The following is a 12,660-nucleotide window of genomic DNA, read 5'->3' on the forward strand; positions in this document are numbered from 1 at the left end:
CTATGTCCGAACATGGGATCACTTCAAACAATATCACGAATCCCTGACCTCATTTTGTCCTAACAAACAAAAAAAACGACCCATAAAGGATCGTTTTTCGAATTATACTTCCATGATTATCGGCAAGATCATTGGCCTTCTGCCAGTTTTGCTGTACAGGAATGGGTTTACGACGTCGATGACGGCCTTTTTGATGCTGGACCAGTCTCTTGTGCCGCCTGCCAGTTCTGTTACGATTTTATCGGTAATCAGTTCTTCGACATTTTTCATTAGGTCGCCTGATTCTCTGACGTAGACGAATCCTCTTGTGACAACGGTCGGTTTGTTGACAAGCTGCTTTTTCTCACGGTCGATCATCATCGTGACAATGACCAGTCCGTCCTGAGACAGCACCCTTCTGTCTTTTAACACGATGTGTCCGATATCGCCAATCCCGCTGCCATCAACATATACAGGCTGTGCCGGTACTTTTCCTGCAACCTGTCCGCCGTCAGCAGATAGCTCAAGAACATCGCCATTATCTAAAATAAAGCTGTTTTCCCTTGGGATGCCGCACTGCTCTGCCAATCTCACGTGCTGATCCAGCATGCGGTATTCACCGTGAATCGGAATGAAGAACTTTGGATTCAGCAGCTTGATCATCAGCTTCTGTTCTTCCTGCTTTCCATGTCCAGAAGTATGGACCTCACTGATTTTATGGTGGATGACATCCGCGCCGATACGGTGCAGTTTATCAATTACCCGGTTTACACTGATCGTGTTGCCAGGAATCGGTGATGATGAAAAGACAATCGTGTCTCCAGGTATGACAGCGATTTGCCTGTGCGTGCCGTTGGCGATTCTCGCAAGCGCCGCCATCGGTTCACCCTGGCTTCCCGTACAGATAATCGTCAGCTCGTGGCTTGGAATCTGGTTGATTTCATTGACACTGACGAATGCTTCGTCCGGAGCCGTGATATAGCCTAACCTGCGGCCAATCTCGAATGTTTTTTCCATACTGCGCCCGACAATCGCCATCTTGCGATTATATCGAAGGGAAGATTTCACCACTTGCTGCACCCGGTCAATATTCGATGCAAACGTAGCGAAAATCACACGGCCGTCCACTGTCTGGAAAATATCCTCGATTGCTTCGCCAACACGTTTTTCAGAGACAGAAAAGCCTGGCTGTTCACTGTTGGTACTGTCAGATAACAGGCACAGCACTCCTTCACTGCTGATTTCAGCGATCTTCTGGAAATCAGTGCCCCTTCCAACTGGAGTTAAATCAAATTTGAAGTCGCCAGTGTGGACAATATTCCCCTCGGGAGTTGTCACGACGACACCGAATGAATCGGCGATACTATGCGTTGTCCGGAAAAAGCGAACCTTGATATTCTGGAACTCGACGACCGTATCATTGTCGATCTGGTGGAACTTGACTCCCTTGATTTTGTGTTCTTGAAGTTTTGACTTGATTAGCTCGACTGCAAAATCACCGCCATAAATCGGTGCTTTTACATCCTGCAGCAAGAATGGCAAGCCGCCAATATGGTCTTCATGGCCATGTGTGACGAAAATCCCCACCAACTTGTCCTGGTTTTGCTTCAAATAGGTATAATCAGCGAGCACATAATCAATTCCGAACAATTCGTTATCCGGGAACTTGATTCCGCAATCCACCAATACCATTTCATTTTTGTATTCGATTACATACGTATTTTTTCCGATCTCACCAAGCCCGCCCAACGCGAAAATCTTGAGATCTTTTTTCAATTTCTTTTCCATAGTTCAGCTCCTGTTTCTTTGTGCAAATGTATTTATCAATTCCCATGGGAATCATATTATAAAAAGAATAGTGAAGAAATTGGTTGGAGAAAATAGAGGGTTGAATTCTTAAAATATATCACAAATTAAGCGTTTCAACAAATAATGCTCATCCCTTTTCCTATTGAGACGAGTATTATAGGAGAAAAGTTGCTGAGAGTACTGATTTTTTTTGCTAAAATGCCGGGCAGTACCTCCGCTTATTCCTTCTCCAACAAAAAACACCGCAACCGGATAGGCTGCGGTGCTCAACGTCATTACAATATATCTTTAAATGTTTTGGCCTGCTGATCCAACTCACGGGCGGCACTGCCAATTTCTTTAAATGCAGCAACAGCCTGTTCATTAAGCTTCTGGTTATTGGTAATCCCATTTTGTGAGTGCTTGGTGGCTTCGTTGATCTTGGTGATTTCGCCTGTTATGCCTTCAATATGGTTATTGACTTCCTGGATCGAATCCTGCACCCGGGTCGCGAGCTTCCTGACTTCTCCTGCTACGACATTAAAGCCTCTTCCATGTTCGCCCGCTCTTGCCGCTTCGATGGCTGCGTTCAGGGCAAGGAGATTGGTTTGGGCGGCAATCTCGCGGATGGTCTGGACGATGCTGCCAATCGACTTTGCCTGGGATTTCAGTGACTCGAGAATCTCCTGGTTTTCCTTTGATTCCTCCACAAGCCTTGAGGCTGCAATAGCTGCTTCTTCACTTCTCGTAATACCCATTTCTGCCCGGCCGCTCAGATCTTCCGACATTTGCTGGAGCTGTTCTGCAAGTCTGTTTGCATTCAGTTCACGCTGCGTTATGTCTGTCGCAACCTTAACCACGCCGGCAACCTTGCCTGCAGAATCGTACACTGGCGTATAGGTCGCTTCCAGCCACAACAGCTTCCCGCTTTTCGTTACTCGCTGGATCTTTTCCTGAAAGCTTTTGCCGCTCCGGAGGTTTCTCCACAATTCTGCATATCCCCGGCTGCCCGCAAATTCAGGTGTGCAAAACTGTTTATGTAAAAGTCCTGGCATTTCGTCCACTCGATAGCCCATCGTCTTCGCAAAATTTTCATTAGCCCAGAGAACTTTTCCATTTGGATCGAACTGGATCATCGCCAAAGACCTTTCAATCGCAGCCAGGACAGCGTCTTCCTCAAAAACCTGTGTACTCTTCTTTTGCGTGCTAATCTGCATGTTTTTTCCTCTTATCATTGTGTATTTGTAACTATCGTACTAGTACTGTTGCTATTACACAAATCTGAGTATGCTATTTTGTGTATACAATTTCGCTGACGCATAGAAACTCCCGAAGGTCTCATGTTAAGATAATGGATAATCTATGTTAAGGAAGGGATTCCTTTGAATCAAAAAATCTTGCCAGCGTCTTCAAATATGAAAGAGTTTGAGCAGTTCCTGGAAAGCCCTTTTGAAATTGGCGTCATGCTTGAAGTGCATATCGCCCAATTAAAAAATATTAATGCAATGGCAAAACAATATGGCAAAAAAATGATCTATCATGTCGATATGATCCAGGGGCTGAAAAGTGATGATTATTCCACCGAATATCTTTGCCAGGAATACAAACCGTATGGCCTGATTTCCACGAAATCGAGTGTCATTTTAAAGGCAAAACAAAAAGGCGTGCTTGCTGTGCAAAGGGTATTTCTGATTGATTCCCATGCCCTTGAGAAAAGCTATAAACTTATTGAAAAGACACGCCCGGATTATATTGAGGTTTTACCCGGAGCCATGCCCTGGATGATCCAGGAGGTTAAGGAACGCGTTAATATTCCGATTTTTGCCGGCGGATTGATTAGAACCCCTGAAGAGGTAGAAAATGCATTGGGTGCAGGCGCCGCTGCGATTACTACTTCCAAAAGGGAATTATGGGAAATAACGCACTTTCAAGAATCCGACACATGAAAATCCCAGTTATCTGTGATACAATGATTACAAGTTAATAAATCGGGTAGGAGAAATGGAGAGACCACGATAACATTACGGCTTTTGGTAATGTTGTTTGTGGTCTCTCCTTTTTTCATATTCAAGGAGGCGTATCGTATGAGATTCTCAAATCTCGACCGTAAAAATATAGTGACGAAACTTAAAAATGAGGCATTTGACGTGATTGTCATTGGCGGAGGAATTACTGGTGCCGGAATCGCGCTGGATGCCACAACAAGAGGAATGAATATCGCTCTGCTGGAAATGCAGGATTTTGCGGCAGGCACCTCAAGCCGTTCCACAAAGTTGGTCCACGGCGGCCTCCGTTATTTAAAGCAATTCGAAGTGAAAATGGTCGCCGAAGTCGGTAAGGAACGAGCGATTGTGTATGAAAATGGCCCGCACGTCACGACACCAGAATGGATGCTCCTTCCCTTCCATAAAGGGGGCACTTTCGGCAGCTTCAGTACGTCGATCGGACTAAGGGTGTATGACTTTTTGGCAGGTGTCAAAAAATCAGAGCGCCGGAAAATGTTCGGTGCGGCTGAAACATTATCAAGGGAACCGCTCGTGAAAAAAGACGGTTTGAAAGGCGGCGGTTATTATGTTGAATATCGCACCGATGACGCCCGCCTGACCATCGAGGTTTTGAAGCAGGCTGTTTCGAAAGGTGCGACAGCATTGAACTATTCCAAGGTTAAAAATCTTATATATAAAAATGGAATTGTTGCTGGAGTATTGGTTGAGGACCTTTTAACAGGCGAGGAATACGAAGTGCATGCTAAAAAGGTTGTCAATGCAACGGGCCCTTGGGTCGATGGCATCCGTGAAATGGATGATTCGAAAAAAGGCAAAACTCTGAAGCTGTCAAAAGGAGTTCATATCGTCATCGATCAATCACGTTTCCCGCTCAAGCAGGCGATTTATTTTGACACACCAGACGGCCGGATGGTCTTCGCGATTCCGCGCGAAGGCAAAACCTATGTCGGCACGACCGATACTTTTTACAATGAGGATCCAATTAACCCGGGCATGACGGAAGAAGACAGAAGCTATCTGCTTAAAGCGATTCACTACATGTTCCCGGAAGTGAATGTAACGGAAAAAGATGTGGAATCCAGCTGGGCAGGCATCAGGCCTTTGATTCATGAGGAAGGCAAAGCGCCTTCTGAAATCTCCAGGAAAGATGAAATCTGGGAATCCAATTCAAAACTGATTACGATTGCAGGCGGAAAATTGACTGGCTATCGTAAAATGGCCGAAACAATTGTCGACCTGCTTGCTGAAAAATTCGCAAAAGAAGACGGTCGCAGCTTCCCTGGATGCCAGACGAAGAATCTCCCGATATCAGGTGGAGATGTAGGCGGTTCCGCTAATCTTGACACCTTTGTTGAAAAACAGCTTGATGGTGGCATGAAGGCCGGCTTCACAACTGAAGAAGCTCGCCGTTTGGCCTACCAGTATGGTTCCAACGTTCCGGCTGTGTTCCAGCTTGCCTCAGAACACAAGAAAGAAGCAGATCAATTTGGCCTGCCGTTGGAATTGTTTGCGAAATTGGTTTATGCAATCCAGTATGAAGCAGCCGCAACGCCAATCGACTTCTTCAACAGGCGAACAGGCGCGATTTTGTTCGATATTCATGCCGTGCGTCAACACAAGGGAAATGTCATCCACTACATGCGCGACCAGTTTAAATGGAATGAGCAGCAAACCAAAGCTTATACTTTGCAATTGGAAGATGCCCTGACCGAGGCAGTCACTCCGGTAAAATAAACTATTGAACCCTGATCCACGATTAGGATCAGGGTCCTTTTTGATTGGAAAAAAGTCGTGTTTTTTTCCAGCTCGCCAATAAAATTCAATTATCGCCAATAAAGTTGTGAACTCCGCCAATAAAATCAGATTTTCGCCAAATAAATGGTGAACTCCGCCAATATATTTATATTTTCGCCAATAAGTTTTGTTTACAGGCAAGATCATATGCTGAAAATAGCGGAAAGCAAGACCAGCAGGCATTAATCAGACGTCTTTTCACTTAAAAATCACGCGAGTTGTTGCTTCTCGATTAAAATCATGTCAAAAACTTCGCCAGCACCAAAATAACTCTTGCTAAAGCACCCCAGATAGATGGTGCAAAGTCGTCTTCAATCAGTTCTTGATTAGCCATATCCTTATTATAACGGTCTCTAACACGATAAAATAATCTCCTCAGATAAGGCCATTCATCCATATTTTCTCTGGTGTTCCTTTTTCATCTCTAGATACTCTTGATCCGTTCTGACCTGTTTCCATTTTCCCATGAAAATCGCAGCGGATTCAGCCTTCACTAGGTCGTTCTGCCGATCCTTCACCTTGCCGTCCTCATCATATTTCCTGCCGCCCTTATAGTTTGTATACCGTCGGGCACGTGTATAGCCCATCTGCAGGAATTTCCTCGCCATATCCATGCCGACAAAATCATTATTCGCTTTGTAATCAAGGAACATCTGATAGATTTTTTCTGATGATTCCGTTGCGATGTCCGGAGTTTTGAATCGCCAGTGCGGCAGGATTTCACTTTTATAGGGTTCAACCAGCAAGACGCCCTGCTCTCCCCTGCCCACACGGTACAGTTCTGGCTTCTCACGGAAATCAATGCTGTCAAAATCGAGATCATAATTGAAAGGCATGTTACCATTCCTTTTTAATCGCTGTTTACCCTTTTATACAGCTGATTAACAAGCACCGTTATGGATTGAATGAATAAACTATAGGCATGAGAATGATGAGTGGGTGAGATGATTGGTTAAGTATCAGCCTTTTAGCGGAACAGTAAGTATGATCAATGATTTTTCCATTACGCCATCTGGCGAAAACGCAGGATGTTATCGATTGATGTCCGTACTCGATGGAACTGGGAGACAAGTGAATTTTGTGATCGAACCGAGGACTTACTTCGTCGACCAGGCGATGGTGGGCATCGGTGACCAGGTGACAGGCTATTATGACGCCGATGCACCTGTTCCGATGATTTATCCGCCACAGTACCGGGCGCTTGTCATGGTAAAAGAAACCCCTGGGCAGAATGTGAAAGTTGATTTTTTCAACAGGCAGCTGATCAGCAGTGATAGCATGCTGAAGCTTAATCTGTCTCCCGGGACACCGATTTTACTGGAAAATGGCCAGAGGTTTACAAAGAGTCCGGCAAACAGGAACCTGATCGTGGTTTACGGCCCCTCCACCTTCAGTATCCCGGCGCAAACGACGCCATACAGGATTATCGTTTTATGTTAAAAGAGACAGCCACGTGGCTGCCTCTTTTTTCAGTATCACCAATGGTTTAATCCTATTTAATCAAACGTTTGATTAACTTCCCCATAATGGATTCTTCCTGACATCCTGCCAAATTTCTGATTGCTCCAGTTCTCCTGCCAGCTGGAAAAGCAAATCCTCTCTTCCCCTTGCTGCCATCACCTGCACTCCGACTGGCAGTCCCCCTTTTGTTTGGTGCAATGGCAGTGACATGGCTGGCTGCCCTGTAAGGTTGGCGAGTTGAGTGAATGGGGTGCGTGCCAGATTCTTTTGAGCAATTTGATCGACTATTCCCGCCTTTTTCAAAATGCTTCCAAGTCCCAGTTTGCCAACAGTGCTGATCAGAAATTTTTCCGATGGTGACGGTTCCAGTTCTCCTATTTTTGCCGGCGGGTGTGCAGTTGTCGGTGTGATGTAAAAATCATAGGTTTCATGGAAGGTTTCCATCATTAGAGCCGCCTTGTCCCATTCTCTTAAACTTAAAACAAATTCCTCTGCAGAAGTGGCTTTGCCAAGCAAGCCGAGCAGCCAGGTTGTTGGCTCCACATCAGAAGCAGTCGCTTTTCGCCCAAGCACTTCTTCCAATGAGGTTAAAAGCGCAGCCGTCTCGCCGAAGTACATGGTCAAATAGCTTGTTGCGATTTTATGGCCGTCAACCGGCGCTTCCACCTCTTCAATCTGGTGCCCCATCGACTCGAGCAGCCGGACCGTTTTCAGGACACCCTCCCGGCAATCAGCGTCAACCTTCGTCCCGATTGGCGATTTCACCGAAAAAGCTATCCGCAGCTTTTTCCCGAGAGGTGTGCTTGCCGTTGATAGATAGCTACCTTCAAATGGTTGGGCAGAAAATGCACCGGCTTTTTCATGTCCGTGAAGGGGGTGCGGCCGCGGGTCGGTTTCAATCCGAATAATCCGCAGTAGGCTGCAGGAATCCGAATCGATCCCCCGCCATCATTGGCACCAGCAATCGGAACCATGCCCGAAGCAACAGCTGCTGCTGAACCTCCACTCGACCCGCCAGGAGTGTGATCGAGATTCCACGGATTTCGGGTCGGTCCGTAGTGGGCGGGTTCCGTCACCGCAACCAGCGCGAACTCAGGCACATTTGTCTGGCCAAGGAAAACCACCCCGGCCTGGCGCAGGCGTCTAGCATACTCTGAATCTTCCTTTGCCCGGTATTTTAAAAATGCCTTAGAACCGGCTGTGATTGGTTCTCCTGCTATTTCCTGCGAGATATCCTTCAGAAAAATCGGTACTCCTGCAAAAGGACCTGTCAGTTGCTGCCCCGCGGCGATTCGCGCCTGCCCGTACATCTTATTGATCACCGCATTCATCTTCGGGTTCAGTGAATCCGTTAACCGGATTGCTTCTTCTACCAGTTCAATAGGCTGCACTTCTTTTCTTCTGACTAACTCCGCCAGCCCAAGACCATCATGCTCCTTATAATCGAAACCCTCCAACCCCATCACCACCGTTTATTTTTTATATCTATCATTCTAGAAAAATATTAAATTCCCTCTTTCGTTATACCTGCGGGTAAACTGTTTTCTCCTAATCTTGTGTTTTCGGTTATCAATACGCAACATTGGTGACCTATTTTCTCTGTTTTTGGATTTACACGGCTCTAATACGCTCTATTGGTGACCTGTTTTCCCTGTTTCTGGGTTTCCTGGGCTCCAATGCGCTCCATTGGTGACACGTTTTCCCTGTTTCTGGATTTTCAAGGCTTCAATTTGTAACCGAATAACGATTATTCCCGCCAACCAAACACCAGTTGAACAAAAAAAGAACCTACTCCCTGGGGAATAGGCCCATCGAAATAATCTTACGGCTCTTGCCAGCCATCATGAAGGTTAAGGCTTAGAGAATCAACTTCATTCCCATCAACATAGATTTTCCCTTCAAGTATCGTAAATGGTTGGTCAAAGTTAAACCAGCCAATTTGATGGTCGACTACCTGTGAAACTTTGTATTCGCCATCTGGAAGTCGTCCATTAAAGGATCCGTCATAGACATAGCTATCTGTTACCCAATCTCCATCCAATGTAGTAATTGATACAAGACCCTCGGTTACCGGATCCTGGCCATTGTACAATGTGCCCTTCAGACTGACTGCAGGTACAGTAATATCCAGGCTTTGGGCCGGTTCTCCCTTGATAGATAGCTTCCCAGAAACCACGCTAAATTCCAGACCGGCATTAAAAGAGGTTCCATCTTCAACGCCGATATCTAATACTCTGTATTCGCCATCCGGCATGCGCAGCTGGAACTTTCCACTGTCAATCCAGATCCAAGTATAGAATGGATTTTCCTCATTGTTAATTTCTATAACGGTCATGCTTCCAGATACAGGTGTCCCTTGATCAGTGAGTGTACCTGATACGGAAATCGGAGGAACTTGAATATCCAGTTGATCCCTCTTTTCTCCATTTATATATAGTTCTCCGGATTCTACGGTAAAAACGGCACCTGAATTAAACGTTGTGCCATCAAATAAATAGACACTGCCGACGGAATACTCTCCGTCAGGGAGACGGAATTTGAAAACTCCTTCTTCATTTGTCATGCTCCAGGCTTCTACAGGCATATCTGCTTCATTCATTTGCGTGACATATATTTCGCCCATCAGCGGAGTTCCTGATTCGGAAAGGGTTCCTGTCACAGTGACGGATGGAAGATTGACCTCCAGTACCTCCTGCAGTTCTCCGCCGACATAAAGTTTTCCGTCCTGAATTGAAAATGCAAGATTCATAGGGACGCTTGTACCTTCCAGATAAACTTCTCTAATATGATAACTTCCATCAGGCAAGCGCATCGTGAATGTTCCATCAGAATTGATATTTTTCCAAACATAGACACTGTAATCCTCAGAAGCTACAACTATACCACCATCGACAACCGGATTCTCTCCGTCTTTCACTAATCCATGGAGACTGACAGGAGGAATTTCCAGCTCAAGAAGAGATTGTTCCTGGCCATCGATGTATAATTTGCCGTTTCTGATTTCAAATTCTGCAGCAAATGGAACTCCTTCTCCTTCCTCGAATAAGTAACCATATGTTACCCGGTAGCTGCCATCCTTCAAGCGCATGGAATAAATTCCATTCTCGTTTGTCGTAGCATAATAGGATTCGTAATTGCCGTCCTGAGAAAGAGTTTCTACCGCAACCTCACCCTGCAGAGAAACACCATCCTCGACTAACTTTCCGGAAAAAGTGACCGGCGGCAATTCGATGTTCAACGAAGGTACAACTTGTCCATTCTGAACCATTTTCCCGCCCTTTATTTCAAAAGCAACGTTTACCATGGTGGTTCGGTATGGTTCATCGACCGTATAAATAGTGTATTGCCCATCAGCCAGGCGATATTGGAAATTTCCTTTTGAGTCTACAGGAGGTCCAAATCCGTATTCATTTCCTTCAATAATTAGATAGGCATTGGTTATCGGCTTCTTTCCACCAGTCACTGTCCCTTTAACATTCAGGTCAGGTACTGTGATTTGGAGAGAAGAAACTTCTTCTCCTTCAATGTAAATAACTCCATCCATTACTTCAAAAGTTAACTGGTTCCAGGCAGAATAGGTTGCATGATCAACACTTACCGAATAGATTCCATCTTCCAGTTTTCTTAGAGAGAATTCTCCCTTTTTATTTGCAGCAACATATTCGATGAATTCACTTTCGTAGTCTTCACCCAAAACCTTTTTTTCCAGAGTAATAGATGCTTCAGCTAAAGGCTTCGCTGAATCACTGACTTTACCATTATACGCCTTAACTGGAAGGGTGATTTCAAGGTTCGATTGTGGTTCCCCATCGAGTTGGACCGCTCCATTAACAATGGTAAATTGCTTTGAATAGCGATAGAATCCGCCGGCTTCTTCCACACCATATAAATAGTACATGCCATCAGGCAGGTATGCTGAGAAGCTACCGTTGTTTTTCGAAGAAACCACATATATTTCTTCATCATATTCACCGTATCTGGCCAGGATCAAATCAGCCTTCAATCCTTTGTCGCCTTCTTTAAGTACGCCGCTAAAATTGCTGGCTTCAGATGATGTTTTTTTCTTTTTCTGTTTATCTGAAAGATGAATTTCACCATCTTTATTACCTCTAATTTTCCCTTCTTTTACCGCAAAACTTTCATTTGTACTAAACCACTCGTTCTTGCTCTTGATCGCTTTAACTGCGTATGTTCCATCAGCTAATTTTGCCTTGAATGCACCGGACGCATCAGTCGCTGTGAACATGCGGTCCGATTTCCCCTTTTCCTGCAGGATGACCAGACTGTTTTTCAAAGATTTCCCGTTCTCCTTAACCGAACCCTTGACTGTTGTCTTCATCTCCTCTTTCTTTGGCGCAGCACTGACATTCCCAAGAGCTGCTGACATGACAAAAACCAGCGATAACAGCAAAAACAATACCTTTTTGGCCATTCATCTTCCCCCAATAATTTAATAGAAAAAAATAGAGCTCTCTACTTTTTCCAATTAATTGTATTCGATGTAAAACCTCCTTCACCTCGTCCTTTTTACCCAGGAAAAATAATTTTATTTCGACAAGATTCCCCTTGATTTTGCCTCTGCTTTCTCATCGAAGGAGTTCATAGAAATCAAACAGATTCCCCTCCATTTTTCGTCCTGCCCAAAAAAGCCTGATCCACAATCAAATCAGGCTCCTGCTTATAATCTTGTTTATTCTTCCAGTATTTCTTTCAAGTTAACCCGATGCTTCTCAAAGTCAAATTGGGTATTATTCAGGATATAAGTCGTCAGCTGCAAGTTTTTAAGAATACTGTACTCGAGTTCCTGTCTTGCTTTAAGGACATCAATGGTGCCTTCTAGTCCACTTAATCCGTTAACCAGCCCGTATCCCTGGGACGTATAATAATGGACAAAGCCATTAAACCAGTCATCAGGTCGTTCGGTTACTGCCTTGCGGAAGGATCTCTCTATGTCTTCCTGCTTCACGTAGACAAGCAATGGATTCAGAGATTCAACTGCCTCGGCAAGTTTTTTTACATACTGAATGGTTGCTTCGTCGGAAGCTCCATACTTGACCAGGCCCACAGTCACAGGGTTTTGAATAAAACAGCATTCAAAAACATAGACTTTTTCTTCTGCAGCTGCTTGTTTTGCAAACTCTTCCCAGCTTTCCGAAATGACTGCGATATTTTCTTCCATTGGAAGTTCATATACATCTTTTTTAGAAATAGCGGCTAACAATTCGTCTGGAAAACCACTGCCTAATTCATTTTTGATTTTCATATATGGCAGCAGATGGCGCCCCCTCTTTACGGTTACCCGATCCTGAAAAACCTTGCTGAGACTGCCGCTCTTTTTAAGAAGTTCTTCAAATTCTTCTTCTGTAAAATAAGCAACCCCTTCATAATCTGCCGGATGATCGAGATTCCCTTCCATATAAAGCTCAGCCGGTACTTGATTCTCGGTGAGGAGTTCATGGATCAATTTCGCGGTTGTCGATTTTCCCGATCCTGGAAGCCCCTCTACTAAAATTAATTTAGTCTTCATTTCATACACTCCTAAATATCAGTTCTCCCGATAATTCTCCATCTTTAGCAAGCTTTCCTTTCTAGGCATAAGAAAAAGAGACTAATCCGATTTGGACCAGCCTCT

General features: G+C 44.8%; 10 protein-coding genes. 3 read left to right on the forward strand and 7 right to left on the reverse strand.

The window, feature by feature from the left end; all coding sequences use genetic code 11:
* Positions 1 to 102: 102 nt before the first annotated feature.
* Entirely contained in the window at positions 103 to 1,767 is a 1,665-nt protein-coding gene (gene rnjA / locus FS736_RS05255; protein ID WP_144475306.1) for a ribonuclease J1, read from the reverse strand.
* Positions 1,768 to 2,063: 296 nt separating this feature from the next.
* Positions 2,064 to 2,984: a methyl-accepting chemotaxis protein gene (locus FS736_RS25390; protein ID WP_144475307.1), complete on the reverse strand. Its 921-nt coding sequence runs from the start codon at positions 2,982 to 2,984 to the stop codon at positions 2,064 to 2,066.
* Positions 2,985 to 3,143: 159 nt separating this feature from the next.
* Here FS736_RS25390 and FS736_RS05265 point away from each other — a divergent pair, with 159 nt between their 5' ends.
* Both FS736_RS05265 and FS736_RS05270 read left to right on the forward strand, forming a co-directional pair.
* A complete protein-coding gene (locus FS736_RS05265; protein WP_144475308.1) occupies positions 3,144 to 3,713 on the forward strand; it encodes a glycerol-3-phosphate responsive antiterminator in 570 nt (189 codons plus the stop codon).
* Between the two features lie 138 nt (positions 3,714 to 3,851).
* Complete coding sequence (locus FS736_RS05270; RefSeq protein ID WP_144475309.1) at positions 3,852 to 5,507, forward strand: glycerol-3-phosphate dehydrogenase/oxidase; 1,656 nt, start codon at positions 3,852 to 3,854, stop codon at positions 5,505 to 5,507.
* A gap of 449 nt (positions 5,508 to 5,956) precedes the next feature.
* Here FS736_RS05270 and FS736_RS05275 read toward each other — a convergent pair whose 3' ends face one another.
* Positions 5,957 to 6,403: a DUF4385 domain-containing protein gene (locus FS736_RS05275; RefSeq protein WP_144475310.1), complete on the reverse strand. Its 447-nt coding sequence runs from the start codon at positions 6,401 to 6,403 to the stop codon at positions 5,957 to 5,959.
* A gap of 148 nt (positions 6,404 to 6,551) precedes the next feature.
* Here FS736_RS05275 and FS736_RS05280 point away from each other — a divergent pair, with 148 nt between their 5' ends.
* Positions 6,552 to 7,007, forward strand: a complete 456-nt coding sequence (locus tag FS736_RS05280) for a hypothetical protein (RefSeq protein ID WP_395883503.1) — start codon at positions 6,552 to 6,554, stop codon at positions 7,005 to 7,007.
* A gap of 72 nt (positions 7,008 to 7,079) precedes the next feature.
* On the opposite strand, the gene FS736_RS25395 is transcribed toward FS736_RS05280, so the two are convergent.
* From FS736_RS25395 to FS736_RS05295, 4 genes are all read right to left on the reverse strand, one after another.
* Complete coding sequence (locus FS736_RS25395; protein ID WP_313959703.1) at positions 7,080 to 7,793, reverse strand: amidase family protein; 714 nt, start codon at positions 7,791 to 7,793, stop codon at positions 7,080 to 7,082.
* Between the two features lie 8 nt (positions 7,794 to 7,801).
* Complete coding sequence (locus FS736_RS25400) at positions 7,802 to 8,485, reverse strand: amidase (protein ID WP_313959704.1); 684 nt, start codon at positions 8,483 to 8,485, stop codon at positions 7,802 to 7,804.
* A 365-nt stretch (positions 8,486 to 8,850) separates the two neighbouring features.
* Positions 8,851 to 11,460, reverse strand: coding sequence for a carboxypeptidase-like regulatory domain-containing protein (locus FS736_RS05290; protein ID WP_144475312.1), 2,610 nt, complete (start codon positions 11,458 to 11,460; stop codon positions 8,851 to 8,853).
* Positions 11,461 to 11,718: 258 nt separating this feature from the next.
* Positions 11,719 to 12,555, reverse strand: coding sequence for a P-loop NTPase family protein (locus tag FS736_RS05295; RefSeq protein WP_144475313.1), 837 nt, complete (start codon positions 12,553 to 12,555; stop codon positions 11,719 to 11,721).
* Positions 12,556 to 12,660: the final 105 nt, after the last annotated feature.

This window comes from Cytobacillus oceanisediminis 2691, assembly GCF_007678455.1.
Taxonomy (GTDB): domain Bacteria; phylum Bacillota; class Bacilli; order Bacillales; family Cytobacillaceae; genus Mesobacillus; species Mesobacillus oceanisediminis_A.